Origin of the sequence: Gordonia sp. 'Campus', assembly GCF_022206305.1 — a bacterium.
GTDB lineage: Bacteria > Actinomycetota > Actinomycetes > Mycobacteriales > Mycobacteriaceae > Gordonia.
Genome location: NZ_JAKOIW010000007.1, coordinates 152,100 through 177,863 on the forward strand (window position 1 = coordinate 152,100; position 25,764 = coordinate 177,863).

Annotated in this window: 23 protein-coding genes; 16 read left to right on the forward strand and 7 right to left on the reverse strand. The window is 67.4% G+C overall.

From position 1 onward, the window contains the following. Nucleotides 1-28: 28 nt before the first annotated feature. Nucleotides 29-778, reverse strand: a complete 750-nt coding sequence (locus tag MAY35_RS10285; protein ID WP_238421202.1) for an ABC transporter permease — start codon at nucleotides 776-778, stop codon at nucleotides 29-31. 10 nt (nucleotides 779-788) lie between these two features. Next, nucleotides 789-1,529 carry a 3'(2'),5'-bisphosphate nucleotidase CysQ gene (locus tag MAY35_RS10290; protein WP_238421203.1) on the reverse strand — a complete coding sequence of 247 codons (741 nt, stop codon included), beginning with the start codon at nucleotides 1,527-1,529 and terminating at the stop codon, nucleotides 789-791. Between the two features lie 25 nt (nucleotides 1,530-1,554). Here MAY35_RS10290 and MAY35_RS10295 point away from each other — a divergent pair, with 25 nt between their 5' ends. The 4 genes from MAY35_RS10295 to MAY35_RS10310 all read left to right on the forward strand — a co-directional run bounded on the left by MAY35_RS10295 (nucleotide 1,555) and on the right by MAY35_RS10310 (nucleotide 4,410). Further along, nucleotides 1,555-2,445: a DNA-formamidopyrimidine glycosylase family protein gene (locus MAY35_RS10295; RefSeq protein WP_238421204.1), complete on the forward strand. Its 891-nt coding sequence runs from the start codon at nucleotides 1,555-1,557 to the stop codon at nucleotides 2,443-2,445. Between the two features lie 47 nt (nucleotides 2,446-2,492). Continuing rightward, on the forward strand, nucleotides 2,493-3,236 hold the full coding sequence (locus MAY35_RS10300; protein ID WP_238421205.1) for an SDR family oxidoreductase: 744 nt from the start codon (nucleotides 2,493-2,495) through the stop codon (nucleotides 3,234-3,236). 67 nt (nucleotides 3,237-3,303) lie between these two features. Continuing rightward, nucleotides 3,304-3,819, forward strand: coding sequence for a hypothetical protein (locus MAY35_RS10305; protein WP_238421206.1), 516 nt, complete (start codon nucleotides 3,304-3,306; stop codon nucleotides 3,817-3,819). A gap of 57 nt (nucleotides 3,820-3,876) precedes the next feature. After that, nucleotides 3,877-4,410, forward strand: coding sequence for a hypothetical protein (locus tag MAY35_RS10310; RefSeq protein WP_238421207.1), 534 nt, complete (start codon nucleotides 3,877-3,879; stop codon nucleotides 4,408-4,410). Between the two features lie 36 nt (nucleotides 4,411-4,446). On the opposite strand, the gene pgi is transcribed toward MAY35_RS10310, so the two are convergent. Continuing rightward, a complete protein-coding gene (pgi, locus tag MAY35_RS10315; protein WP_238421208.1) occupies nucleotides 4,447-6,144 on the reverse strand; it encodes a glucose-6-phosphate isomerase in 1,698 nt (565 codons plus the stop codon). A 65-nt stretch (nucleotides 6,145-6,209) separates the two neighbouring features. Further along, nucleotides 6,210-6,569 carry a chorismate mutase gene (locus tag MAY35_RS10320; RefSeq protein ID WP_238421209.1) on the reverse strand — a complete coding sequence of 120 codons (360 nt, stop codon included), beginning with the start codon at nucleotides 6,567-6,569 and terminating at the stop codon, nucleotides 6,210-6,212. Nucleotides 6,570-6,670: 101 nt separating this feature from the next. Between MAY35_RS10320 and MAY35_RS10325 the strand changes: the two genes are divergently transcribed. Then, entirely contained in the window at nucleotides 6,671-8,542 is a 1,872-nt protein-coding gene (locus MAY35_RS10325) for a hypothetical protein (protein ID WP_238421210.1), read from the forward strand. A 5-nt stretch (nucleotides 8,543-8,547) separates the two neighbouring features. Here MAY35_RS10325 and MAY35_RS10330 read toward each other — a convergent pair whose 3' ends face one another. Next, on the reverse strand, nucleotides 8,548-10,104 hold the full coding sequence (locus MAY35_RS10330) for a hypothetical protein (protein WP_238421211.1): 1,557 nt from the start codon (nucleotides 10,102-10,104) through the stop codon (nucleotides 8,548-8,550). A 206-nt stretch (nucleotides 10,105-10,310) separates the two neighbouring features. On the opposite strand from MAY35_RS10330, the gene MAY35_RS10335 reads away from it, so the two are divergent. Next, on the forward strand, nucleotides 10,311-12,803 hold the full coding sequence (locus MAY35_RS10335; protein WP_238421212.1) for a UvrD-helicase domain-containing protein: 2,493 nt from the start codon (nucleotides 10,311-10,313) through the stop codon (nucleotides 12,801-12,803). A 93-nt stretch (nucleotides 12,804-12,896) separates the two neighbouring features. On the opposite strand, the gene MAY35_RS10340 is transcribed toward MAY35_RS10335, so the two are convergent. Then, a complete protein-coding gene (locus MAY35_RS10340) occupies nucleotides 12,897-14,054 on the reverse strand; it encodes a M23 family metallopeptidase (RefSeq protein WP_238421213.1) in 1,158 nt (385 codons plus the stop codon). 412 nt (nucleotides 14,055-14,466) lie between these two features. Between MAY35_RS10340 and sucC the strand changes: the two genes are divergently transcribed. The 4 genes from sucC to MAY35_RS10360 all read left to right on the forward strand — a co-directional run bounded on the left by sucC (nucleotide 14,467) and on the right by MAY35_RS10360 (nucleotide 17,878). Next, complete coding sequence (gene sucC, locus MAY35_RS10345; RefSeq protein ID WP_086537150.1) at nucleotides 14,467-15,630, forward strand: ADP-forming succinate--CoA ligase subunit beta; 1,164 nt, start codon at nucleotides 14,467-14,469, stop codon at nucleotides 15,628-15,630. Between the two features lie 13 nt (nucleotides 15,631-15,643). After that, nucleotides 15,644-16,546 carry a succinate--CoA ligase subunit alpha gene (gene sucD, locus MAY35_RS10350; protein WP_238421214.1) on the forward strand — a complete coding sequence of 301 codons (903 nt, stop codon included), beginning with the start codon at nucleotides 15,644-15,646 and terminating at the stop codon, nucleotides 16,544-16,546. Between the two features lie 97 nt (nucleotides 16,547-16,643). Continuing rightward, nucleotides 16,644-17,354: a hypothetical protein gene (locus MAY35_RS10355; protein WP_238421215.1), complete on the forward strand. Its 711-nt coding sequence runs from the start codon at nucleotides 16,644-16,646 to the stop codon at nucleotides 17,352-17,354. After that, entirely contained in the window at nucleotides 17,351-17,878 is a 528-nt protein-coding gene (locus MAY35_RS10360; protein ID WP_238421216.1) for an RDD family protein, read from the forward strand. The genes MAY35_RS10355 and MAY35_RS10360 overlap by 4 nt, the downstream gene beginning before the upstream one ends. Here MAY35_RS10360 and MAY35_RS10365 read toward each other — a convergent pair. Continuing rightward, a complete protein-coding gene (locus MAY35_RS10365; protein ID WP_238421217.1) occupies nucleotides 17,862-18,326 on the reverse strand; it encodes an SRPBCC family protein in 465 nt (154 codons plus the stop codon). The genes MAY35_RS10360 and MAY35_RS10365 overlap by 17 nt on opposite strands. A gap of 286 nt (nucleotides 18,327-18,612) precedes the next feature. On the opposite strand from MAY35_RS10365, the gene MAY35_RS10370 reads away from it, so the two are divergent. From MAY35_RS10370 to MAY35_RS10395, 6 genes are all read left to right on the forward strand, one after another. Continuing rightward, entirely contained in the window at nucleotides 18,613-20,148 is a 1,536-nt protein-coding gene (locus MAY35_RS10370; RefSeq protein WP_238421218.1) for an NAD(P)/FAD-dependent oxidoreductase, read from the forward strand. Further along, the gene (locus MAY35_RS10375; RefSeq protein WP_238421219.1) at nucleotides 20,141-21,067 is read left to right on the forward strand and encodes an alpha/beta fold hydrolase; all 927 of its coding nucleotides are present in this window, start codon (nucleotides 20,141-20,143) and stop codon (nucleotides 21,065-21,067) included. Before MAY35_RS10370 ends, MAY35_RS10375 begins: the two co-directional genes overlap by 8 nt. Next, nucleotides 21,051-22,439: a flavin monoamine oxidase family protein gene (locus tag MAY35_RS10380; RefSeq protein ID WP_238421220.1), complete on the forward strand. Its 1,389-nt coding sequence runs from the start codon at nucleotides 21,051-21,053 to the stop codon at nucleotides 22,437-22,439. Before MAY35_RS10375 ends, MAY35_RS10380 begins: the two co-directional genes overlap by 17 nt. Before the next feature lie 123 nt (nucleotides 22,440-22,562). Then, nucleotides 22,563-23,765: a CdaR family transcriptional regulator gene (locus tag MAY35_RS10385; protein ID WP_238421221.1), complete on the forward strand. Its 1,203-nt coding sequence runs from the start codon at nucleotides 22,563-22,565 to the stop codon at nucleotides 23,763-23,765. Between the two features lie 68 nt (nucleotides 23,766-23,833). Next, nucleotides 23,834-25,315, forward strand: a complete 1,482-nt coding sequence (locus MAY35_RS10390) for an acetyl-CoA carboxylase carboxyltransferase subunit alpha/beta (protein ID WP_238421222.1) — start codon at nucleotides 23,834-23,836, stop codon at nucleotides 25,313-25,315. Next, nucleotides 25,312-25,722 (forward strand): NUDIX hydrolase, encoded by a 411-nt coding sequence (locus tag MAY35_RS10395; RefSeq protein ID WP_238421223.1) that lies wholly within the window; start codon nucleotides 25,312-25,314, stop codon nucleotides 25,720-25,722. The genes MAY35_RS10390 and MAY35_RS10395 overlap by 4 nt, the downstream gene beginning before the upstream one ends. Nucleotides 25,723-25,764 lie beyond the last annotated feature (42 nt).

Below are 25,764 nucleotides of genomic sequence, written 5' to 3' on the forward strand. Positions count from 1 at the left end.
CCGGCACCCGTCTGCAGGTGTTCAGGGTTCACAGTCGTTCGCGGGCAACGAGTTCGACGGTGACGAGCATGGCGATGGAACTGACGGTCAAGAGTGCCACGAGGACGAACAACTGCATCGCCGCCGCAGCCCACACCGAGGCGCCGCCGAGGACCATGCCCACGAACGCGCCGGGGATGGTGACGAGCCCCACCGACTTGGTCTGATCGAGTCCGGGGATGAGGGCACTCGACGCGGCGGGCCCGCAGATCTCCATGCGCGCGTCCCGCGAGAGCAGACCCAGCGACAACGCTGCGTCCACCTCGCCGCGGCGCACCCTCAACTCGTCATGCGCCCGGCGCCCGGCGAGCGACGTGGTGACCATCGCGCCACCGATGAGGATTCCGGCCGTCGGGATGACGGCGATCCCGCGGGCGGGAAGTACTCCGATGACGACGAGTGCGGTGACGATGACGATGGTTGGCAGGGCGACGGGACCCGCACACCACGCGATCCCGACGACGCCGGAGCGCTCCGGGTGCACGCGCCGGGCCGACGTCCACGCCGCTGCCGACGCCATGAGAAGGACGAACAGCGCGGAGGCCCACAGGTGGGGGACGACCACCGCCAGCACCGCGGCCAGTGCGGCGAGTTGCGCGACGGCACGCAGCACCGCCACGAGGGTCTCGGTGGCCAGACCGGACCGGCGGTTGACCACCGCCGCGGCCACCGCCAGCAGTACGACGACGACAATCAGTGCGGGCCCGATCCGTACGACCGCGTCGCCGACTCCGTTCACGGTGTCGGGGTCACCAGATCTGCTGCAGGGCCGCCAGCATCTCCTCGCGGATCTCGCTGCGGCAGATCACGAAGTCGGGCATGTACGGATGCCGGTTGTTGTAGACGATCTCCGAACCGTCCAGACGGCTGCAGTGCAGCCCGGCAGCCAGCGCGACCCCGACCGGCGCTGCGTTGTCCCATTCGTATTGACCGCCGGCGTGGACATAGGCATCGGCATCGCCACGGACGACGGCCATCGCCTTCGCGCCCGCCGACCCCACCGGCACCATCTGTAAGCCGAGTCGGTTGGCGACGTAGCTGGTCTCATACGACCCGCCCCAGCGGGAGGTGACGAGGCGACGCGTGAGGGGCCCGTCGGTCTCCTCGACCGTGTCGGAGCGGAACAACTCGCCCGTCGCGGGCAGCGACACCGATGCCTCGGTGACGATCCCGCTCTCGGTGAGCGCGACGTGCACGGCCCAGTCCGCCGAGCCGCCGGCGAATTCCCTTGTGCCGTCGAGAGGGTCGATGATCCAGACGCGCTGCGCGGTGGACCGGTCGCCGACGTCGGCGGCCTCCTCGCTCAACACCGCGTCCCGGGGACGGTGTTTGCGCAGCACCGTCGAGATCCATGCCTGGGCAAGCGCATCCCCGACATCGCCGAGCATGGCCCCGCCGAGCAGTCCGCCGGAACGGATTCCGAGAAGTACCTCCCCGGCCCCCTGCGCGATCCGGGCAGCCAGTTCGGCATCGGAAAGACGGGAGTTCATCCCTCAACTAGAGCACACTGTTGGCATGCCTGAGCTTCCAGAGGTGGCCGCCATCGCCGACTATGTCGACGGACGCGCGGCCGGACTCCCGATCCGCAGGGTCGATGTCGCGTCGTTGTCGGTGCTCAAGACCGCCGACCCGCCGTACAGCGCGTTGCACGAGCGCATCGTCGAATCGGTCGGGCGGGTGGGAAAGTACCTGGTCATCCGTACCATTCCCGGGTCGGCGGCCACGGCCCCAGAGCCGTTGCTGCAGCTGGTCATCCATCTGTCGCGCGCCGGATGGGTGCGATGGAGCGAGGAACTCTCGCCCCGGCCGTTGCGGCCCGGCGGCAAGAGTCCCATCGCGCTGCGCGTCCACTGTGGATTGCCGGGGGAGGGGTTCGACGTCACCGAGGCCGGCACCCAGAAACGGCTCGCAGTGTGGCTGGTGCGGGAGCTCACCGACATCGAGCGTGTCGCCGGACTCGGTCCCGATGCGCTCGAACTCACCCTGGAACAGTTCGCCGCCGTCCTCGCCGGGACCACGGGCCGGATCAAGAACGTGCTCACCGATCAGCGGGTGATCGCCGGGATCGGCAACGCCTACAGCGACGAGATCCTGCACACCGCCCGCATGTCGCCGTTCGCGTCGTCGAAGACCCTGAAACCGGACCAGGTGGCCACGCTCTACGACGCCATGCGCGAGGTACTCACCGACGCGACCGATCGCCTGGAGGGTCAGACGGTGGCACGGCTCAAGTCGGAGAAGCGCACCGGTCTGCGCGTCCATGCCCGTACGGGCCTGCCGTGCCCGGTGTGTGGCGACATCGTGCGCGAGGTGTCCTTCGCCGACCGGTCGTTCCAGTACTGCGCCACCTGTCAGACCGGCGGCAAGGTCCTGGCCGACCGTCGGATGTCACGTCTGTTGAAGTGAGCGCGGGCCGGCCGGGACGCGGGGCTACCGGCCGGTAGCCTGGCGTCGTGACGACACGGCAGAGAATCCTCATCACCGGTGCGAGTTCGGGACTGGGTGCGGGCATGGCCCGCCGGTTCGCCGACCAGGGACGTGCGCTCGGGTTGGCCGCGCGTCGCGTCGAGAAGCTGGACGAGCTCGCGGATCAGATCCGGCCCGCCGCCGCACGGGTCGAGGTGGAAGCGCTCGACGTCACCGATCTCGCATCCGTGCCGACGGTGTTCGGTCAGCTCGCCGACCGGCTCGGCGGCCTCGACCGGGTCATCGTCAACGCGGGCCTCGGCAAGGGTGCCCCGCTCGGAACGGGCAACGCGGCGGCCAACATCGAGACCGTGCAGACCAATCTCGTCGGTGCGCTCGCGCAGGCGGAGGCCGCGCTGGAGATCTTCCGTGCCCAGAACGCCGGACACCTCGTCCTCATCAGCTCGATCTCGGGGGTCCGCGGTATGCCGAGAGCCCAGGCCGCCTACTCGGCGTCCAAGGCGGGCCTGACCGCACTCGGTCAGGGTCTGCAGGCGGAGTTCGCGAACTCACCCATCACCGTGACGGTCGTCGCGCCGGGTTACATCGAGACCGACATCAACCGTGGCGTCAAGACGTCGCTGATGGTCGACACGGACAAGGGCGTCGATGCGATGGTCACGGCGATCGAGGCCGAGAAGGACTGGGCCCCGGTGCCGGGTTGGCCGTGGACGCCCATCGCGGCAGCGTTGAAGTACCTGCCCGCGTCGGTCACCCGTCGCATGATCTGACCGGCCCGGATCATTCACCGGACGGATTTTCCGGGCTTCGCCTCCATGCGCCGATTATCGTGACGGGATGTCTCCCTTGCGATTCCGGCCGGTGTGCGCGGGAGTCGTCGTACTCGGCGCGCTGGTCACCGGCTGTGGACCGTCCGACCCGGTCGATCGCACGCCCGGGCCGCCGGTCTCGACGCCGGTGCAGGTGAGCAAGACCGTGACCGCAGGACCGCGACGCGACGTCGAGCCGGTCGTGGCCCGCTTCCCGCTGCTCACCGGTGCGCGCGTCGACGCATGGGCGGCAGGGACTCTCGGGGGCGAGGGCACCGGTCGGGTGCCCGGGCCCAGCACGTATTGGTTCGACGCCGTGGTCGATGTAGGGACCGATCGGGTGACCCGATGGTCGGAGCTCTACGACACCCGGCCGGTGGCCGCGCCGGGTGCGTCGGCCGAGGTGGTGCGTCCGTGGTTACCGACCGGCCGACTGCTCGGCGGACCCGAACTCGACCGCGCCTTCTCCTCGGCGCAGTGGGACGCGACCGTGTACCTGTCCCCGGCCACCGGCCGCGTGGTCGTGCTCGGTCTCGACGACTGATCTGCGTGCGGACCACTGATCTGCGTGCGGACGACCGACGTGCGTAAGGTGACCGACGTGGCGAACAAGCAGGGACAGGTGGTCGCGTCGGGTGCCTTTCAGCTCTTCGGGGGAGGTCTCCGCGACCGGGTCGGCGAGTTGCTCGGCGAGATCTTCGACCGCACCGACATCGAGGCGGTCGGTGCTGACTGGCGCGGCATCGTCTACTTCACTCTCGACGACGACGAGTCGACCGCACCCGAGTCGGTCCTCGGGTTCGATCCGTCGAGCGGTACGTCCGGGGAGCTGGCAACTCTCGACGAGGTCCTCGGGGCGGTGCGGACCGGAGACATCGCCGAGGCGGTGGACTCGGTGAGTTTCGACGCGTGGCGCACCGCGACCGGTACCCGGTCGCTGGACATGGGTGCCTGCGTCGCGCCTGCCGTCTACGAGTTCCTCGGTGGCGATCCCGCCGAAAGGGACGTGGAGGCAACCGATCTCGTCACCTACGTGGCGACCGCGGCCGCGATCATGGGCCGTATCCAGGCGCTGGACGTCCAACCGGGTGACGAGATCCCCGACGAGGTGTTCGACGAGGACTACTGGAAGTAGCCTCATCCACCCGCCGGGTGGGCTCGTCGAAACCCCTCAGACCGCGCGGCCCCGGCGCTCGCGGTACCACGCGACGAGCGCGTCCGTCGACGAATCGTCATGCGTTGCGGGAGCTTCGACGCTGGTGATGGTGCCGAGCAGTTCCTTGGCCTGGGTCTTGCCCAGTTCGACGCCCCACTGGTCGAACGGATTCACGCCCCAGATGGCGCCTTCGACGAAGACCTGGTGCTCGTAGAGTGCCACCAGCTGACCGAGTACCGACGGGGTGAGTCGGGGGGCCAGGATGGAGGTGGTCGGCCGGTTGCCGGGCATCACCTTGTGGGCCACTACGTGCGCCGGTACGCCTTCGGCTGAGATCTCGTCGGCGGTCTTGCCGAACGCGAGCACCTTGGTCTGGGCGAAGTAGTTGCTCATCAACAGGTCGTGCATGGAGCCGGAACCGTCTGCGGCGGTGGGCAGGTCGTCGGTCGGCTCGGCGAAACCGATGAAGTCCGCCGGGACCATCCGGGTCCCCTGATGCAGCAGCTGATAGAACGCGTGCTGGCCATTGGTCCCCGGCTCACCCCAGAAGATCTCACCGGTCTCGGTGGTCACGTGGTGCCCGCTCGCCGTCACCGACTTGCCGTTGGATTCCATCGTCAGCTGCTGGAGATAGGCGGCGAAACGCGCCATGTCGTTGCTGTAGGGCAACACGGCGCGGGTGGCGGCATCCCAGAAGTTGTTGTACCAGAGGCCGATCAGGCCGAGGAGTACCGGCGCGTTGCGCTCGAGGGGTTGTGTGCGGAAGTGTTCGTCGACGAGATGGAACCCTTGCAGGAACTCCGCGAACCGTTCCTTGCCGACCGCCGCCATCACCGACAGCCCGATGGCCGAGTCCACCGAGTACCGTCCGCCCACCCAGTCCCAGAAGCCGAACATGTTGTCGGTGTCGATGCCGAACTTCGCCACCTCGTCGGCGTTGGTGCTGACCGCGACGAAATGCTTGGCCACCGCGTCGGACTCGGCGGCGAGCGCCTCGAGCAACCACGTCCGGGCGGCGGCGGCGTTGGTCAGCGTCTCGAGCGTGGTGAACGTCTTCGACGCGATGATGAACAAGGTGGTCTCGGCGTCGAGATCGGCGAGAGTGCCGACCATGTCGGCGGGGTCGACATTGGAGACGAAGTGGCAACGGATCCCGGCATCGACGTAGTGGCGCAACGCCTGATAGACCATGACCGGGCCGAGATCGGAGCCGCCGATACCGATGTTGACGACGTCGGTGATCGGTTTTCCGGTGTGGCCTTTCCATTCTCCGCTGCGCAACCGGTCGGTGAACTCGCCCATCCGCGTGAGCACCTCGTGGACGTCGGCGACCACGTCCTGACCGTCGACGGTGAGCGTCGCATCGGCGGGCAGCCGGAGCGCGGTGTGCAGAACCGCGCGGTCCTCGGAGGTGTTGATGTGTGCGCCGGCGAACATGTCGTCGCGCATCTCCTCGAGACCGACCTCGCGCGCGAGACTCAGCAGCAGTTCGAGCGTCTCCCGGAGCACACGGTGTTTGGAGTAGTCGATGTGCAGATCACCGACGTCGACGGTCAGTTCGCGGCCGCGAGCGGGGTCGATCGCGAAGACCTCACGCAGGTGCATCGCGTACACGTGCGGTTGATGCGCTGCGAGCGCCTGCCAGGACTGCGTCGCGGTGATGTCGCCGTGATCGGTGCCGGTGAAGTCGCTGCCAGGGGCCTGGGTGCTCATGACTGTTCACCCTATGTGCTCGACGGCCGGGCCGCGACGGTCACGGCGTGGGCCGGTTCGCGGCGTCAGCGTCCCAGGGGGCCGCGCCCGAGCCGCAGCAGGAGCATCGCGAGGGTGTGCCCCTCCTGGCCCAGGTCCTTGAACCGTTCGAGCACCTTGACCTCGCGGCTGTGCACCAGACGCGGGCCGCCCGACGCCATTCGCGCCGCCCCGATCTTCTTGGACACGGCCGAGCGCCGTTTGATCGCGCCGAGGATGACCGCATCCAACCGATCGATCTCCAGGCGCAGCTGGTCGATGTCATCGGGAAGGTCGGCGACATCGGAGCTGAGCTGGTACTTCTCGAGGTCGATCGTGTTCTCGAAGGACTCCCCGCCGGTCGGACGGGGTTCTTGCGCTCCGGAATCAGGGCTGCGATCGGTCACGGCCCGATTTTGCCACGGCGATGCCCGCCGTCCCGCATGCGCCTGCCGCGGCATGCGACCTCGGGTGTGGAGGCCAACGCCGCCCATGGAGACTGGAGCGCATGCCCAACGCGCGGATGGTGTCCTTGATTGCCGTCTTCCTGATCGCGGGTCAGCTGATCGTCCGGGGCTGGCTGGTCGCGACCGGTGACTTCTACTGGGACGACCTCGTCCTCATCGCACGTGCCTCGTCGGGGCCGATCCTGTCCTGGGAGTACTTGGGGCACAGCCACGACGGCCACTTCATGCCCGCGGCCTTCCTCGTCGCCGGAGTGGCCACCTGGCTGGCCCCGCTGAACTGGGTGGTGCCCGCACTCATGCTGGTGGCGATGCAGGCCGTTGCGTCGATCGCGGTGTGGCGCATGGTCAGGAGCATCGCGCCCCGGGCCCGGGTGGGCGCGCTGATCGCGCTCGGGTTCTACCTGTTCAGCCCCATGACCGTGCCTGCTTTCGCGTGGTGGTCCGCGGGCCTCAACACCTTGCCCATGCAGGCCGCGATGGCGTGGATCGTCGCCGACGCGGTTCGGCTCGCGAGGGGCGAGGTCGACGAGGCGAGGCGCAGGACGGTGTGGATCCGCTCGGCGGTGATCTTCCTGGTCGCGCTGGCGTTCTTCGAGAAGTCGGTGTTCATCCTGCCCGTGGCCCTGGTGGCCGCGGTCCTGGCTCGTGGCGGTCCACGCGCGATCCGGTCGACCCTGAACGTCTGTCGGGAACTGTGGGTCGCCTTGACCGCACTGTCGGCGGTGTGGCTCGTCCTGTACTTCCTCGTCTCGGACCCGACGTCCGGGGAGCATTCGTCGGTGCAGACCGCCCGGCTCGTGTGGCGGTCCGTCAACTCCGCGATCGTGCCCTCGCTGATGGGTGGTCCCTGGGAGTGGGAGCGGTGGAATCCCGGTCCCCCCACCGGTTTCCCGCACGTGTGGATGATCGTCGGCGGCTGGATCGCGCTCGCCGGGGTGGCGTGGGTCGCCGTCAGCCGCAAGCGAGGCGGCGCCGCGATCGTCGCCTGTGCGGCGGTGTACGCGGTGGCAGCGCAGATACCGGTGATGTGGAACCGGTCCAGTCCCCAGACGGCCATCGAGTTGGCGCAGCACATGCGTTACCTGCCCGACACCGCGATGGTCTTCGCGATCGCGATCGCCCTGCTGTTCGCCGCGCCGTCGAGAACCCCGGGGAAGAAGATCTCCGAGAAGAGGACGCCCGGGGCGCGGATACCCGAGATGACCGGCGGACGGCACGCCCGGGAGCACGAGGACGCCGGTCACGAGCTCGGCGAGGGCCGATCGGTGCTCGTCGCCTCGGCCGCGGTCGCCGGGGCGTTCGTCGTCGTGTCGGCCCTGGTGTCGATGGTCGCGTTCTCGTCATCGTGGCGGGACAACCCGACGGGGGAGTACCTCGACACCGCCGTCGCATCGTTGCACGACAATGCCGATGCGACGCTGCTCGATCAGTCGGTGCCGCTGGAGATCCTGCAACCGTTCGTCTACCCCGACAACCAGGTCAGCCGCATCTTCGGGCGGGTCGACCCGCGGCCGGCGTTCGGCGACTCCACGGACCGCCAGCTCGTCCTCGACACCGCGGGCAACCTGGTGCCCGGCGGGGTCACGCAGCGACGCATCATCGGGGCGGGCCCCGGAACGTGCAGGCTGCCCGAGGTCGACGGTCCCACGGAACTGCGCCTCGACGGTCCGCTGTTCTCGTGGCCGTGGACGGTCGCACTCAGCTACTGCGCGACGCGCGACGGCGAGGTCGAGATCGCCCTCGAGGGCGGGGCCCCGGTCCGGGTGCCGGTCCGCGCCGGACTCGGCGCGACCTACGTGCGTCTCGACGGCGGCGGTGACCACATCGACCTGCGCCCCCTGACTCCGGGGCTTCGCCTGCACACCGGTGCCGGGCGGGTGGGCGAGGCGGCCGAGGCGCGCTTCGCCGGCTGACCGCGCTAGTCGTAGTGGTAGGCGGAGATGTTGTCGCTCTGGTTCTCCTGGGCGATCAACGTACGGAGGGCCGTCGCCGCGTCCTCCTCGGCGACGAAGTAGACGACCTTCGCGTCACCGGCGGCGGCGACCTGCTGTTCCATCTGTTTCCGGAGGACCTCGGTGCCCTCCCAGGAGGGATCGAAGACGCCGCCCGCGAGGTGTTCGCTGTACCCCTCGCCGAAGGTGATGTGCATGTTGCCGTCGGTGCCGATGCCGTCGAAGAGGTAGTCGCCGCGCTTGATGGCGTAGTAGCTCGGCAGCCCGGTGACGCTGGCGCCGAATCGTGCCTGCTGCGGCTCCTTGTTGCCGGTCCGCACGTAGACGATCTCGGTGTTGGTCTGCTTCTCGTTGTTGTCGATCAGATCGTTGAGCTCATCGGTGGTCGCATCGAGGAAGGCGAGGTAGGTGAAGCTGTACCGCGAACCGATGTTGGTGTCCGGCGGGAGGTTGGTCGCCGCACACCGGGTGGTGCCGTTGCGACCGAAATCGACGCGCAGGACGACCTTGCACTCACCGCCGACCGCACCGGGCGGACGGTTGCCCACCGCGAAGTTGAGGGTCAGACCGTAGTTGAAGTGGCCGCGCACGTCGTCGGTGTAGGGGCTGCCCTGGACCGTGTAGTCGAACGCGCAGGACGACGTGGTGCATGCGCCGGTCTGACGCGAGGTGACCACCGGCTGCTTCATCCACAGGCCGGGCGCCGGAACCGACAGCAGGTCCGACACGAGTGCGCGCTGGTTGGCGAACACCTTCTGCGCCTGATCGGCGGGCTGCAGGCTGACCGCGGTGTCGATGTCGTAGGTGACGGAGTCCTGCACGCTCTGCCCCTTGACGTGCGTGACGTTCTTGGTCTCCGGATCGAACGTGACCTCCCACGTGCCCAGCTTCACCTTGTCGTCGCCGATGAACTCGATCGGCGGGTCCGAGGTGGGCCAGCGGCGGGCGTCGGGCGTGCCCTTGTTGGGCGTGGGGAGTTCGGCACCGAGCTGGGGTTCGGAGTCGGTCTCGATGTTGCCGATGTCGCCGGCGAGGTTGTCGGGGCCCAGGATCGTGCCCAGGCGCGGCATGCTCGTGAAGCGGGTCGAGGCCCACTTGTTGTCCAGCGGCGCGGCGTCGAGGTTGGTCTTCTCGGCGTCGACGAGCAGTTCGGTCCACAGCGCACTCGGGGCGCTGATGAAGGGGCTGTTGCCGATCTGGCGGTACTCGCCCTGCTGCGAGCCGAGCGAGATGGTGCCCTCGGCCGTGTTGGACGTGGTCACGATCAACTCGTCGAATTCGACCGTCCCGTCGCCCCGTTCGTCGTCGTAGGTGTAGGTGACCTTGCCGGTGAACTGGGCCGCCGGGCTGGTCGCCATCTTGAACAGCACCTCGTCGAGGCTCTTCTGGGCGCGGAACGCGGGCGTGGGTTCGACGGTCCCCGCGCTGCTGAACGGCACAAACGACAGGACGAGCGCTATGACGAGGGCCAGTGCTCCGACACCGAGGGTGATGGCGGCGGGAACGACGGACGGTCTCTTCATGGGCGGCTCTTTCTCCTCGCCGGGGCGAGTCCCCGCGTGCGACGGTCCGCAGAGGGGCCACCCCGAGCCACTGATACCGGGTCATCGTAGCCGCGGGGCATGACGCTCGGGGTGTCAACGCACGCGGCAGGTCCACTGTTCGCACGACGTCGTCGGCGCCCGGCGCCCGGAAACGTGTCGGTCCGGGCGGGTAGCCTGGACAACCGATGAACAGCTCTTCTTCTGCCCCTCTTCTCGCCGGTCGCGCGGGGTCCGCACCTTCGGGTCGGACGTCCGACGACCGGGTCGCGCGCCTGCTCGAAGGCCTGAACCCGCAGCAGCGCGCGGCGGTGCTGCACGCCGGCGCCCCGCTGCTGATCGTGGCCGGCGCGGGGTCCGGCAAGACCGCCGTCCTGACCCGCCGGATCGCGTATCTGCTGGCGGCGCGCGATGTCACCCCGGGGCAGATCCTGGCGATCACGTTCACCAACAAGGCCGCCGCGGAGATGCGCGAGCGTGTCATCGACCTCGTCGGCCCGCGTGCCGCCTACATGTGGGTCTCGACGTTCCACTCGACGTGCGTCCGCATCCTGCGCGCCCAGTCCGGGCTGCTGGAGTCGATGAACTCCAACTTCTCCATCTACGACGCCGACGACTCGAAGCGTCTGCTGGGCATGATCATCCGCGACCTCGAGCTGGACCCGAAGAAGTTCAGCCCGCGAGGCGTCTCGGTGGCCATCTCCAACTTCAAGAACGAGCTGATCCCGCCCGACGCGGCGCAGGCATCGGCCGACGAGGACGACCCGACGTCGACCACGATCGCGCGGATCTACGCCGAGTACCAGCGCCGCCTGCGCGCCGCCAACGCCTTCGACTTCGACGACCTGATCGGCGAGACCGTCGCGCTGCTGCATCGCCACCCGCAGGTGGCCGAGTATTACCGGCGCCGGTTCCGGCACGTCCTGGTCGACGAGTACCAGGACACCAACCACGCCCAGTACGTGCTCATCCGCGAGCTGGTCGGCGAGCAGACGACCGCGAGTGGTCTGGAACCCTCCGAACTCTGCGTGGTCGGTGATGCCGACCAGTCCATCTACGCGTTCCGTGGCGCCACCATCCGCAACATCGAGGAATTCGAGCGGGACTTCCCCTCGGCCGAAACCGTTCTCCTCGAACAGAACTACCGCTCGACGCAGACGATCCTGTCGGCGGCCAACGCCGTGATCTCGCGCAACGCCAACCGTCGCGAGAAGCGGTTGTGGACCGACTCCGGCGACGGCGAACTCATCGTCGGATACGTCGCCGACTCCGATCGCGACGAGTCCACCTTCATCGCCAAGGAGATCGAGGAGCTCACCGACTACTCGATCGGCGGATCGTCGAGCCACAAGTACTCGGATGTGGCGGTGTTCTACCGCACCAACACGGGATCGCGTGCGATCGAAGAGGTCTTCGTCCGTCACGGAATCCCGTACAAGGTGGTGGGTGGCACCAAGTTCTACGAGCGCAAAGAGGTGCGGGACGTGGTCGCCTACCTCCGGGTGGTCGCCAACCCCGACGACTCGGTGAGCCTGCGTCGCATCCTCAACACGCCGCGGCGCGGTATCGGCGATCGCGCCGAGGCGTGCGTCGCCGTGCATTCGGAGAACACCGGCCGGAGCTTCTACGAGTCGCTGATGGACGCGGCCGAGGGCAAGGTCGCGCTGTTGAACACGCGGGCGGTCAAGCAGATCGGCGGATTCGTCGAACTGATCGAGGGCTTGCGCTCGGACTTCCTCACCCACTTCGGCGCGAGCGACTCCGACGAGTCCGACGTCGTGTTCCTCGACGCCACCGAGGAGTCGGCGGACATCGGCGAGCTCGTCGACGCCATCGTCGAGCGCTCCGGGTACCGCGCCGAGCTGGAGGCGTCCAACGATCCGCAAGACGGTGCCCGCCTCGACAACATCAACGAACTCGTCGCCGTGGCAAGGGAATTCAGTGCCGATGCGGCCCAGATCGACGCCGACGACGACGACCCCGAGGTGGAGGTCGATCGCGAGGGTGAGCCCGAACCGGGTTCTCTCGCAGCGTTTCTCGAGAGAGTGTCACTGGTCGCCGACGCCGATCAGGTCCCGGACGAAGGTGAGGGCGTTGTCACGATGATGACCCTGCACACCGCGAAGGGGTTGGAATTCCCGGTCGTCTTCGTGACCGGTTGGGAGGACGGACACTTTCCCCACATGCGCGCACTGGGCGACCCGGCCGAGCTGAGCGAGGAGCGGCGCCTGGCCTACGTCGGCATCACGCGCGCCAAGCAGCGCCTCTACCTGACCCGGTCGGTGACCCGGGCGTCGTGGGGACAACCGGTGTCCAATCCCGAATCCCGCTTCCTGCAAGAGATCCCGCAGCATCTGATCGACTGGCGGCGCACCGAGCCCCGCCGTGGGATGCGGGGCTTCGGCGGGTCGTCGGGCGGTGTGTTCGGCCGGGACGGTGCGTTCTCCGGTTCGTCGTCCGCCCGGGGTAGGTCGTCGTACTCGGCCGACCCGGCCCGTGGGCGCAACAAGCAGGTGCAACTCGACATCGGTGACCGCCACAACCATCCCAAGTACGGCATGGGCAAGGTCGTGGCCAAAGAAGGAAGCGGCGCCACCGAACGTGTGACGATCGACTACGGCGGCAGCGCCGGACGCGTCACGCTCCTGACCGCGGGCGGCATCCCCGGCGACAAGCTCTAGCGGTGGTGAGGGCGGCGGGCCTTCGAAGCTCGTCGCTCCTCGCACCGCAGTGAGGGTGGAAAAGCTGCTCGCACCCAGGGGCGCAGGAGTCTCTTAGCCGGTGTAGCCGGAGAGCTTGATGCCCTTGGCGGCGAGCCACGGCACCGGGTCGATCTTGGTGACGCCGTCTTTCCACACCTCGAAGTGCAGGTGCGGACCGAAGGAGAACCCTTCGTTGCCGACGAGGGCGATGACGTCGCCGGCCGTGACGCGCTGGCCCGCGTGGACCAGGACGCCCGAGGAGGCCATGTGGCCGTACATCGTGACCGTGCCGTCGGCGGCCTTGATCTGCACCCAGTGGCCGTAGCCGGAGGCGGGCTCGGCCTTGATGACGACCCCGTCGGTGGCGGCGTGGATGGGGGTGCCCAGCGGAGCGGCCATGTCGATGCCGCCGTGCATGGTGCCCCAGCGCATCGCGAAGGAGGAGGTGAAGTCGTACTTGCCGAGCGGGATCGGTGATTGATAGAACGGCCGCCGGTTCATGGCGTCGACACGCGCCTCTGCCTCGGCCCGCTTGGCGCCGACGGCCAGCTGGTCGCCGAAGACCTTCATCTGGTCTGTCTGGGCCGTGGCGGCGGCGACCCCTGGTCCGAGGTCGACGGGCGCCGCGGTCTGGGCGGCGGCGTCGTTGACGGCTGCCGCGTTCACCGGGGCGGGCGCCTCGCTGCTCGTGCCGGCCTGAGAGGCCGCGGCGACGGCTGCGCCTGCCGCCATGGCGATGAGAGCCGCACGGCCGCCCTTGAGGGCGTTCGGCGGGGCCGCGATGCGGTGCTTGCCGCCGCGACGGACGCGTTGTCCGGCTGGGTTGGTGCGGAAGGGGAGGTGCTCGGTCTCGACGTCGGTGTCGTCGTCGACGAGGATGTCGAGTTCGGCCCCTTCGACGTCGAACGGCTCGTCGTGTTCGTACTGGTCGAACTCGTGCTCCGGGATCAGGATGTCCTGCGTGATCTCGGAGCGCGAGGGGCGGTAGTAGCCCTGCCACGACGACGGGGTCCACCCGGCGTCGGAGGACGTCTGTACCTGGGACTTCCGAGAAGTGGAGTCGGAGTCGGCGAAATCGAAGTCGTAATCGCTGAGGTCGTAGCCTGCGGCGTCGGGATCGACGATCGGGATGATAGTGGTCATCTCTTCCGCTGTGACGTCATCGAGCAGTCCGCCCGATCGGACGCGGCTCGATCCGCGTGAGACATCGAGTCCCGCCAAATCGTCCACCTCATCTCTTCGTTGCGCGGATCCGAAGTAAACGTCCGTAATCCTTCTGTGACCAACTGCTGAAAGCCGACGGTAACGAAATGATTGCGGCAAGTCCAACCGTAGAAACGGGCATACCGGGATATTGTGAGCTGAGTCACATGACTTCGGCGTGGTTCGTCGAGATCGAGAATCTCCTGTTCACAAGAGAGTATCGACGCCGCTGGGGTGGGGTTGGGCGTCGCGACGGAGTAACCGCTGCTCAACGGTCGATACCTCACGTACATCACCCACAGCTGTGAGAACCGACCGAGCGAGTGATCTGTCGCACAAGCGCAGGGTGCGCGCGGGGTGGCGATTTCCGACAGGTTTAGAGTCCGATATGGCCCGCATTACACCCTTGCGCGGGCAAATCTACGAGATGGTGAGCTGAATGGATCTCTTCGAATACCAGGCGAAGGAACTGTTCGCCAAGCACGGGGTTCCCACCACACCCGGTCGGGTGACCGATGATGCCGCCGACGCGCGGGCGATCGCCGAGGAAATCGGCAAGCCTGTGATGATCAAGGCGCAGGTCAAGACCGGCGGGCGTGGCAAGGCAGGCGGCGTGAAGTACGCCGCGACCCCGGACGACGCGCAGTCCCACGCTTCCAACATCCTTGGCCTCGACATCAAGGGCCACGTCGTCAAGAAGCTGCTGGTCGCCGAGGCCAGCGACATCGCGGAGGAGTACTACATCTCCTTCCTGCTCGATCGCACCAATCGCTCGTACCTGGCCATGTGCTCGGTCGAGGGCGGCATGGAGATCGAAGAGGTCGCCGCGACCAAGCCCGAGCGCCTCGCGAGGGTCGCCGTCGACGCCGTCAAGGGTGTCGACCTGGAGACCGCGCGCTCGATCGCCGAGCAGGGTCACCTCCCTGCCGAGGTGCTCGACGCCGCAGCGGTCACCATCTCGAAGCTCTGGGAGGTCTTCGTCGGCGAAGACGCCACCCTGGTCGAGGTCAACCCGCTCGTCCGCACCCCGGACGATCAGATCCTCGCCCTCGACGGCAAGGTCACCCTCGATGCCAACGCCGACTTCCGTCAGCCCGGCCACGAGGAGTTCGAGGATCGCGACGCCACCGATCCCCTGGAGCTCAAGGCCAAGGAGAACGACCTCAACTACGTCAAGCTCGACGGTGAGGTCGGCATCATCGGCAACGGCGCGGGCCTGGTCATGTCGACCCTCGACGTGGTCGCCTACGCCGGTGAGAAGCACAACAACGTGAAGCCCGCGAACTTCCTCGACATCGGCGGCGGCGCCTCGGCCGAGGTCATGGCCGCCGGTCTCGACGTCATCCTCGGCGACGAGCAGGTCAAGAGCGTCTTCGTGAACGTCTTCGGCGGCATCACCGCGTGTGACGCCGTCGCCAACGGCATCGTCGGGGCTCTGGAGAAGCTGGGGTCGGACGCCAACAAGCCACTGGTCGTCCGCCTCGACGGCAACAAGGTCGACGAAGGCCGCAAGATCCTGGCCGATGCGAACCACCCGCTGGTCACGCTCGCCGAAACCATGGACTCGGGCGCCGACAAGGCCGCCGAGCTGGCGAGCAAGTAAGGGAGCCACGGAAATGTCGATCTTTCTGAACAAGGACAACAAGGTCATCGTCCAGGGCATCACCGGCGGCGAGGGCACCAAGCACACCGCCCTGATGCTCAAGGCCGGCACCAACGTCGTGGGCGGTGTCAACGCACGCAAGGCCGGCACCACCGTCTCGCACGTCGACGCCGACGGCAACAACGTCGAGCTCCCGGTGTTCGCCTCGGTCGCCGAGGCGATGAAGGAGACCGGGGCCGACACCTCGATCGCCTTCGTGCCGCCGAAGTTCTCCAAGGACGCCATCATCGAGGCCATCGACGCGGAGATCCCGCTGCTCGTGGTCATCACCGAGGGCATCCCGGTGCAGGACTCCGCCTACGCGTGGGCCTACAACGTGGAGAAGGGCGAGAAGACCCGCATCATCGGCCCGAACTGCCCCGGCATCATCACCCCGGGTGAGGCGCTGGTGGGCATCACGCCGAACAACATCACCGGCAAGGGGCCGATCGGTCTGGTCTCGAAGTCGGGCACCCTGACCTACCAGATGATGTACGAGCTGCGCGATCTCGGCTTCTCGACCGCCATCGGCATCGGCGGCGACCCGGTCATCGGGACCACCCACATCGACGCCATCGAGGCGTTCGAGAAGGATCCCGAGACCAAGCTGATCGTCATGATCGGTGAGATCGGTGGCGACGCCGAGGAGAAGGCTGGCGAGTACATCAAGGCCAACGTGACCAAGCCGGTCGTCGGCTACGTCGCGGGCTTCACCGCTCCCGAGGGCAAGACCATGGGCCACGCGGGAGCCATCGTCTCCGACGGTGCGGGCACCGCCCAGGGCAAGAAGGAGGCCCTCGAGGCCGCGGGCGTCAAGGTCGGCAAGACGCCGTCCGAGACCGCCTCGCTGGCACGGGAGCTCTACGAGGCCCTGTAAGCCTCACTGCAGACGAAAAAGCCCGAGCGGGAGTCCTCCCCGCTCGGGCTTTTTCATGGGCCGACCCGCCACAACCGTCGCGTGAGATAATCCGTCGGTGAACTCCCAGGTGCGACGCGGCGCGTTTCCCCAGCTGGTGGGGGAGTCGGTGCGATACGCGGGGGTCCTCGTGGGGGTCGCCGAACGGCTTCCCGTGGCGGGCGGGCTGATCGGGTCCGTGCGGGCGCGGATCACCACGATCACCGACGCCGTGGTGGCGGCAGTCGTATCGACGACGCGAACAGTTCTGGGTGTCGTCATCCGGGAGGTCGTCGACGCTCTGGTCGAGGAGGTCGACCTCACCGACCTCGTCCTCACCCAGGTGGATCTGAAGCGCCTCATCACCGAGGTGCTCGCACTCATCGACATCGACGAGGTGATCACCACCGTCGACCTCGATCGTGCTGTGGCGCAGGTGGATCTGATGGCGGCGATCGATCTCGTCGACCTCGACGCCGTCATCGGGAAAGTGGATCTCGATTCCGTCGCCACCCGCATCGACATCGACGCGATCGCCGCCCGCATCGACATCGACGCCATTCTCGGGCGCGTCGATCTGATCGGACTCGCCGAGGAGATCATCGACGGCGTCGATCTCCCCGACATCATCCGCGAGGCCAGCACATCGGTGACCGCCGATGTGATGACCGATGTGCGCAGCACCAGCGAACGGGCCGACGACGTGGTGGCCAACGCGGTCAACCGCTTTCTCCGACGACGCGGCACAGAATCCGGCGACACCGAGAGCGGCGGAGGAGCTCCGAGATGACCACCAACCCCGACGAGGTCGCCTCCGGCCAGAGTGAGGGTCAGAGTGCGCCTGCGGCAACGACTCCCGCGTTCACTCCGGTGCACCGGGCGCACGCCGTACAGGACCGTGACAAGAACGCGGGCATCGTGAGCCGGGGCATCGCGGCATTCCTCGACCTTCTCGTCGTCTGGACCGTCCTGGGTGCGGGTTACGCCGGTCTGGCACTGATGAAGTTCGCGGTCTCGGTCGGCGAATTCGCCTTGCCCGAGGTCGATCTCATCTTCACGACAACGGGTTTCGTACTGGTGTCGGTTCTGTACCTGGCGACGTGCTGGGAGGTGTCCGGGCGGACACTGGGGGCCGTCGTCATGGGGTTGCGGGTGGTCAATGCGAAAGGCACACGCATTCGTCCCGTCGTCGCGGTTCTGCGCGCGCTCATCTGCACCCTGTTCGCCGTCGGCCTGGCATGGGTCGTCGTGGACCGGCGGCGCCGATCGGTCGCCGACGTCCTGCTGCGCACCAGGGTCATCTACTCTCGCTGACCGCCTTCAATTGGGCCAGGCCCTTCTCGAAGTCCCTGCCCAGCAACTTGTCCAGGAATCCGAGTGCGCCCCCCACCCGACTGAACAGCGTCTGTTTGCCGACCATCGTCCAAATGACACGCGTGGACCGACCCTGCGGAACCAGTTCGAACGTGACCGTGTTGGTGGTCTTCATCGGCTTCTCGAAATCGAGGCGCACCTCGACCTCGCGCGGCTCGTCGACGCGGGTGATCTCCATCGCGCCGCGTCCCGCCTTCTTGTTGCCCGACCACGCGTACTTCGCACCGACTCCGGACTCCGCACCCGAATACTCGCGGGACATCCCCGGATCGACCTGTTCCCACGGCGACCAGTGCACCCACTGCCGAAAGTCGGTGAGCTGTGCGAGCACGGCGGTCGGCGGGGCCTCGACAGTGATCGATCGGGTGATGCGGAAGGTGTCGGACATCGGGGTCTCCTGGCCGTCGGTCGACTGGTTCGAGTTGACGTGAGTATGACACCGGCGGGCGACGGAAGTCATCGCCTCGGTGGTGTGAGCGCCTTCGCTACCCGGATCGATGCGCAGCGTGTCGATCGCCAGGTGCACGGTGCACCCTCAGGCACCCCGGCGGCGCTCCCGGTGCACCTTGCACCTGGTCGGACGAAATGAGGTGCGCGCTGTCGTAGTCAACAACGTCAAGCCCCAGCCACTGTGGATGTCACGAAGTCACCAGAACGACGAGGAGTTGGCAGCCATGACAATCGAGGCACCGAGCAAAGTCGCGGAGTTCGACGTCGTCGTCATCGGAGCAGGAATCTCCGGGCTCGGCGCGGCAACGTATTTCAGCCGTGAGCTCCCACACAAGTCCCTCGTCGTGCTGGAGGGCCGCGACAACATCGGCGGCACGTGGGATCTTTTCCGCTACCCGGGCATCCGCTCCGATTCCGACCTGCACACCTTCGGTTACGAGTTCAAACCGTGGCGCCACGAGTCGGCGATCGCCGACGCACACCTGATCCGTGAGTACCTCCAGGAAACAGTCGAGGAGAACAACCTGGCGCACCTCATCAAGTTCGGACACCGGGTCGTGCGTTCGGATTGGTCGTCGGCGGATTCGAAATGGACGCTCACCGTCGAAAAGACTGACCCCGTCACCGGTTCAACCGCCACGAAGACGATCCGTACCGGGTGGGTTTTCGCGGCTACGGGCTATTACCGGTACGACGAGGGGTTCTCTCCGGAGTTTCCCGGCCGCGACGATTTCGCGGGTCCGGTGGTTCATCCGCAGCACTGGCCGGAGGACCTCGAATACCGCGGCAAGAAGGTTGTGATCATCGGCAGCGGCGCGACCGCGGTCACGATGGTGCCGGCGATGTTGACCGGTCCTGGCGCCGCCGATCACGTGACGATGCTGCAGCGCACTCCTACCTACATCATGCCGGTTCCACGTGTCGACCGCCTTGCTGTTGCACTCACGAAACTCCTTGGCACGGAACGCGGTTACGCAGTGACGCGGTTCAAGAACATCTGGATCGAACGCGGGGTGGTCAAGGGGCTCCGGATGTTTCCGCACGCTGGGCGAACGCTGATCCGTTGCGCGAACATCAAGCGGCTGCCCGACGGTGTCGACGTCGACAAGCACTTCAACCCGCCCTACCACCCATGGGACCAGCGCCTGTGCGCAGCGCCCGACGGAGACTTCTTCGACGCGATCGAGGACGGCAGCGCCTCGGTGGTCACTGACTCCATCGTGCGTTTCAGCAAACGCGGAATTGTGTTGGGGTCGGGTGAAGAGTTGGACGCCGACATCATCGTGACCGCCACCGGCCTGAATCTGCAACTGTTCGGCGGAATGCCGATCGTGGTCGACGGGCAGCACGTGGACCTCGCGGACTCGTTCTGCTACCGCGGGATGCTTCTGAGTGGAATTCCCAACTGGGCCATAGCCATCGGCTATACGACGTCGTCCTGGACGCTCAAGGTGAGCCTGATGTGCCGCTACTTCATCGACCTGGTCAGGCACATGGACACTCATGGATACGACCGGGTGGTCCCGGTCCCGCCGCCGGGGATGGATCGCAGGCCAGTGATGGACCTCCAATCCGGTTACGCCAAACGCGCGGCGAAGACCCTGCCCAAGCAGGGCTCCGTCGCCCCATGGCGGATGGCGATGTCCTATCAGGAGGACGCCAAGGCGCTGCGCGGCCCAGTGGCCGATGAGAGCCTCGAGTTCGGTGCTGGCGGGTCGCCTTCGCGGCGACCCGCCAAGGCGGAACCGGCAAATGTCTGACCACGGCATCGACCGATACGCAACCCTCACGTCCGGGACAACGGTCTGCTTTCGCGTCTCCGGCGACGACGCCGAGCCCGCCATCCTGCTCATCGCCGGGCTGGGCGAGGACCTCACCTTCTGGACCGAATCGTTCATCAGATCGATTGCTGCCCGGGGATTTCGGGTCATCACCATGGACAACCGGGACGTCGGCCAGTCGACGTTCGCAGCTACTCCGGCACCTGCGCTCTGGCGTCAGCTGATGGGGCGTCCCCGACGCGATGCCTATTCACTCGCGGAGATGGCCGACGACTGTGTCGGCCTGCTCGACCACCTGGGTATCACCCAGGCCCATCTCGTCGGGCGGTCCATGGGCGGGATGATCGCGCAGACGATCGCCGCCACCCAGGCTCAGCGAGTGCTGTCGCTGACCTCCATCTACTCGACCACCGGGGCAAGCAGGGTCGGCCAGCCGGCGCTCTCGACAATCCCGCTGCTCGCCGCCCCACCGCCGAGGACCAGAACCGCGGCAGTGCGCGCCCACCTGCGGACCACCGAGCACATCGCAGGAACGGCGTACCCCATCGATGCCGCGGAGGAGGCCGCGATTGCCGCACGCGGATGGGACCGCAGCGCCGGCGACATGGCTGCAGGTGTTGCGCGCCAGATCCAGGCGATCCAGTGCTCCGGGGACCGCACCGCCCAGCTGAGCAGGATCACAGCACCGACCTTGGTCATCAACGGCGACCGGGACCTGATGGTGCACCCCAGCGGTGGCACCGCGACCGTCACCGCCATCCACTCGTCGCAGCACATCGTCATCCCAGGCATGGGCCACCACATCCCACAGGCCCTGGTTGATCCGATCACCCGATACATCTCGCATCACGCACACCGCGCGAGCGAAGGAGGAGGAAACAATGTCGCAATCGCCTGAAAACGGTACTGAGGCCGCTTCCGTCGACGTCGTGATCGTCGGTGCGGGCTTCGCGGGCCTGAGCGCAGCGGAGCGCCTGGTCAGCATGGGGCTTTCAGTGACCGTTCTCGAAGGTCGGGACCGGGTCGGGGGCCGATCGTTCTCCGGTGAGATCGCCGGCGTCGAGGTAGACCTCGGGGCAACGTGGGTGTCGCCGCGGCACACCGCGATCCGTGACCTCGCCAAGCGAATGGGATGCACGACGACCGGTCAGTTCGACCATGGCCGCAACGTCCTGTGGTTGGCCGGTCGCCGTCGCACGTACAAGGGCACGATCCCTCCCGTCTCCCCGCTGGTCATGGTCGACATGGCCCGCATGCAGCTGACGTTGGAAAAGTCGGCACGTGCCGTAGACGTCGATGCCGCCTGGGAGTCCCCGGACGCCAACCGTCTCGACGCCATCTCGTTCGGCGAATGGCTCGATCGTAAGAAGGCCCTGCCCAGCACTCGCGCGCTGATGGCGATCGTCAGCAAGGTGCAGTGGGGCTGCAGCCCGGCAGACGTCTCGCTGCTTCATGTACTGCGCTATATCCGCGCTGCAGGGGGGCTCAACCATATGCTCGACGTCGAGAACGGGGCCAATCAAGACCGCATCACCGAAACCACCCAGGAGATCGCCAAGCGGCTCGCCGAGCGGCTCGGTGATCGAATCTTCGTCGACGCACCGGTCCGCCGTATCGCCCAGGACGACAACGGCGTAACCGTCCAGACCGACGCGGCAACTATCAAGGCCAAGTACGCCATCGTCACGGCGGCCCCGCCGCACCGCGCCGACATCGAGTTCGAGCCTGCGCTTCCCGAGAAGACCGTCGGACTCACGCGGACCTGGCCCATGGGCGCGCTCAGCAAGGCGTTCGTCGCCTATGACAAGCCGTTCTGGCGGGCTGACGGGCTGTCGGGTGAAGGTCTCACCGACACCGGAACGGCCTTCATCACCTTCGATGTCACGCCGGACGACACTGGACCCGGAATCCTGATGGTGTTCTGCGCGCCGCGTGTGTTCGACGGCTTCAGCCCCGAGATGCGGCGTAGCCGAGTGATCCGACAGCTTGTGGACTTGTACGGCCCACAGGCGATGACCCCCATCGACTACATCGACCACTGCTGGGGCACAGAGTCGTTTGCCCCCGGTGGACCACACCCCGCAGCGCCTCCCTACGCGTCTGTGAGCTATGGCAGCGCCCTCGCCGACCCGCACGGACGAATTCATTGGGCGGGCACCGAAACCGCGGGCGAGTGGGCCGGAACGATGAATGGTGCTGTTCTCACCGGCCTGCGGGCCGCAGAACGGGTCGCGGGACTGGTGGGGATCGAGGAAAAAGCGTCGGTGTAGCGCCTCGTCCCGCACGGTCAGGGGAGACTTGTCGGTATGGAGGACTTGTGGCCCCTGCCCACCGTCGAGGCCGCTGACGCAATCCGAGCATTGTGTCAGCGGCTCTTGACGGAAACAGATGCGATGACCGAGGTCATCGGGGTCATCGCCGATGCCGCACTCTTGGCGCAGTACGAGCCTGCCCTGCTTCCGGATGCGTCGCTGGTCGAAGAGGACCGCCACCTCAACCGCTCCGACCTCGTCCAGTGGCTGACGTCGAACATCCAACAACCGGGGCGGAGGGTCGAGCCCTACGTCGGCCCGAGGGCAGCGGAATACATCGGCGACCTTGTATCCCGCGGCATCGCACCAGATTTCGCTGACGGGTGGCGGGTGGCACTCGGCCTCGGCTGGCGCCGATGGCTCGAAGAATGCGTGGCGCACTGCACAGACCCCGACCTCCTCGTGGAGGTCCTCGACGTGTCGGCGAAGTCGTTGGTGCAGTACGCGCTCGACTCGGTTTCGGCCCTGCGTGAGGCGGGTCTGGCGGCCGCGATGGGCAATGCGAATGCCGACGCGACTGCGCTGATACAACTGATCGCGAGTGGAGCCCCCATAACCGAGGACCTCGCCGAAGGGCGGCTGAGGTACCGGTTGGCCCGCTCACACGTGGGTGTCGTCGTATGGGCCGACGATCCTCAGCAGGCCGACGCGTTGGACGATGTGGTCGCGGCCGTGCGTTCGGCTTCGGCGGGGGGAAGTGTCCTGATAGCCCGTGCAAGCGCCACGTCGCGCTGGATCTGGCTGTCCGGGGCGGAGGCACCTGACCTTCGCCATGTCGAGAAGATCGTGGCGAAGGTGGCAGATGTTCGAGCGGCCGTCGGGAGGCCGGGCCGAGGACTCGACGGTTTCAGGTCCAGCCATCAAGACGCCCTCGCGGCGCAGGCGATGGTCGTTCGGCTCGGATCCGGCCGGCGCTTCACGGCGTACGCAGACGTCGAGCTCATCGACAGCATCACGCACCAACCTGCCAGCGCGCAAAGGTTCGTGACCAAGACTCTCGGCCCATTGGCCGAAGCAGACGAAGCGATTCGGCAGGCTCTCCTGACCTACGTGCAGTGCGGCTTCAACACCACTCGGGCGGCGGCCACTCTCTACGCGCACCGAAACACCGTCGAGCGCCGGGTCTCGCGCGCCAACGAACTCTCCGTGGTCAAAGTGGAAGAGAACCCCACACACGTCGCTGCCGCGCTTCTGGTGTTGGAGATCGCACCCAACATAGTGGCGACCACAGTCCCCGGCGCAGCGACGGCCGGCGGTGATCCCGAGAACAGAAGGCGGCTTTGACCACTGAGGAACCCCCGAACGCCACAGCGTTGCCGCGGGCCATGACCCGCCGGGATACGGTGGCATCCATGGGTGAACGGGCACGGCTGACGGCAACGGACCTGCGCGACATGCTCGTCGACGAGGGAAGCTGGACATCGTGGGACGCCCCGGTCGGGAGTCCGGCGTCCACATCGGACGGCGACGACGCAGCCTACGCCGAGGAACTGGCGCGGGCCCGCGAGCGCACCCGGTCCGACGAATCGGTGACCACCGGCACCGGCGTGATCGGCGGTCATCCGGTGGCCCTGGTGGTCAGTGAATTCGGCTTCCTCGGTGGGTCCATCGGACGCGACGCGGGTGCCAGGATCGTGACCGCGGTCCGGCGTGCGACCGAGGAACGCCTCCCGCTGATCGCCCTTCCCGCCTCGGGTGGCACGCGGATGCAGGAGGGAACCGCGGCGTTCCTCCAGATGGTCGCGATCGCCGGGACGGTCACCGACCACAAGGCAGCAGGTCTGCCCTATCTCGTCTATCTCCGGCATCCGACCACCGGGGGCGTCTTCGCGTCGTGGGGATCCCTCGGACATGTCACCTGGGCCCAACCGGGGGCGCTGGTCGGCTTCCTCGGGCCGCGTGTGTACGAAGGCTTGTACGACGAGGCGTTTCCCGGCGGGGTGCAGACAGCCGAGAACCTGGCTCGCACAACGGTCGTCGACGATGTCGTAGACCCCGGCGATCTCGCCGCCCGACTCACGTCGGTGTTGGGGCTGCTCGCGCGCCGATCGTCGCCACCACCATCCGTCGAGACCGTCGAGACCACCACGACGTCGGAACCGACCGTCCACCGGTCGCCGAAGGACGCGTGGAAGTGTGTCCTCGCGACCCGGGCGTCCGGGCGGGCGGGGCTGATCGAATTCCTCGCGGCGGGTGAATCGGCGCCGCTGTCGGACGCCGGCCCACTGCGCTTCTCGCTCAGCGACTTCGGGGGACGGGTGGCTCTCGTCGTCGGTTACGACCGGGCGTCGCAGGCAGGCGGCGATCTGCCCGGCCCGCGGCATCTCCGCGAGGCGCGCCGGGCGATCATGGCCGCCGGTGACCTCGGCCTGCCCGTCGTCACGGTGATCGACACGCCGGGAGCGGAACTGTCGGTGGTGGCTGAAGAAGGTGGTCTCGCCGCGCAGATCGCCCGCTGCACAGTCGAATTGATGAAAGCCCCGGTCGCAACGGTCTCAGTGCTGCTCGGTCAGGGTGCCGGGGGTGCGGCGCTGGCGCTCTTCCCGGCCGACCTCCGGGTGGCGCGGTCGGATGCATGGCTGTCGCCGCTCCCGCCGGAGGGGGCGAGCCTGATCGTGCATCGCGACCGCGATCATGCCGGCGAGATGGCGGCACGGCAGGGCATCCTCGCCGGGCGGCTGGCCGCGCAGGGGATGGTGGACGAGATCGTCGATGCCGCATCCGACCCCGCCGCGATCGACGAGATCCGGAGCCTCATCGGGCGGTACCTCGCCACCTCCCCGAACCCCGACGCGGCAGCGCGTACCCGCGTTCCGTCGGTGCACGCGCGATGACCGAGCGCGTCGTGGCGGTGGGGGCACTCATGACCGACGAGGACGGCCGAATCCTGTTGATCCTGCGCCGCAACGAGCCGTCGGCCGGGCACTGGAGCCTTCCCGGCGGCAAGGTCGAGCCGGGGGAGACGCTCGAGCAGGCGGTCGTCCGCGAGGTCGAGGAGGAGACGGGTCTGATCGTCGAGGTCGGTGAACCGGCTGTGCAGCTGGAGATCCCGACTGGCGACGGGCGGGTCTACGAGGTGTACGACTTCCGCGCCGAGATCCGCGCGGGCACCCTGCGGCCCGGCGACGACGCCGCCGACGCCGCGTACTTCACTCCCGCGCAGGTTCGCGACGCCAAGGTGACCGACCGGCTGGTGGAGTACCTCGAGCGGGCGGGGGTGCTGCCGCGGGCATCGCGCTGAGGATGTGAGCCCGAGGCCGACGTTGGTGCCGCACGGAAGTCT

Bases quoted from the DNA above. Each gene is read 5' to 3' on its own strand.
- MAY35_RS10290 (WP_238421203.1), bottom strand. From the start codon at position 1,529: ATGAACTCCCGTCTTTCCGATGCCGAACTGGCTGCCCGGATCGCGCAG.
- MAY35_RS10295 (WP_238421204.1), top strand. From the start codon at position 1,555: ATGCCTGAGCTTCCAGAGGTGGCCGCCATCGCCGACTATGTCGACGGA.
- MAY35_RS10305 (WP_238421206.1), top strand. From the start codon at position 3,304: ATGTCTCCCTTGCGATTCCGGCCGGTGTGCGCGGGAGTCGTCGTACTC.
- pgi (WP_238421208.1), bottom strand. From the start codon at position 6,144: ATGAGCACCCAGGCCCCTGGCAGCGACTTCACCGGCACCGATCACGGC.
- MAY35_RS10325 (WP_238421210.1), top strand. From the start codon at position 6,671: ATGCCCAACGCGCGGATGGTGTCCTTGATTGCCGTCTTCCTGATCGCG.
- MAY35_RS10330 (WP_238421211.1), bottom strand. From the start codon at position 10,104: ATGAAGAGACCGTCCGTCGTTCCCGCCGCCATCACCCTCGGTGTCGGA.
- MAY35_RS10335 (WP_238421212.1), top strand. From the start codon at position 10,311: ATGAACAGCTCTTCTTCTGCCCCTCTTCTCGCCGGTCGCGCGGGGTCC.
- sucC (WP_086537150.1), top strand. From the start codon at position 14,467: ATGGATCTCTTCGAATACCAGGCGAAGGAACTGTTCGCCAAGCACGGG.
- sucD (WP_238421214.1), top strand. From the start codon at position 15,644: ATGTCGATCTTTCTGAACAAGGACAACAAGGTCATCGTCCAGGGCATC.
- MAY35_RS10360 (WP_238421216.1), top strand. From the start codon at position 17,351: ATGACCACCAACCCCGACGAGGTCGCCTCCGGCCAGAGTGAGGGTCAG.
- MAY35_RS10365 (WP_238421217.1), bottom strand. From the start codon at position 18,326: ATGTCCGACACCTTCCGCATCACCCGATCGATCACTGTCGAGGCCCCG.
- MAY35_RS10370 (WP_238421218.1), top strand. From the start codon at position 18,613: ATGACAATCGAGGCACCGAGCAAAGTCGCGGAGTTCGACGTCGTCGTC.
- MAY35_RS10375 (WP_238421219.1), top strand. From the start codon at position 20,141: ATGTCTGACCACGGCATCGACCGATACGCAACCCTCACGTCCGGGACA.
- MAY35_RS10380 (WP_238421220.1), top strand. From the start codon at position 21,051: ATGTCGCAATCGCCTGAAAACGGTACTGAGGCCGCTTCCGTCGACGTC.
- MAY35_RS10385 (WP_238421221.1), top strand. From the start codon at position 22,563: ATGACCGAGGTCATCGGGGTCATCGCCGATGCCGCACTCTTGGCGCAG.
- MAY35_RS10390 (WP_238421222.1), top strand. From the start codon at position 23,834: ATGGGTGAACGGGCACGGCTGACGGCAACGGACCTGCGCGACATGCTC.
- MAY35_RS10395 (WP_238421223.1), top strand. From the start codon at position 25,312: ATGACCGAGCGCGTCGTGGCGGTGGGGGCACTCATGACCGACGAGGAC.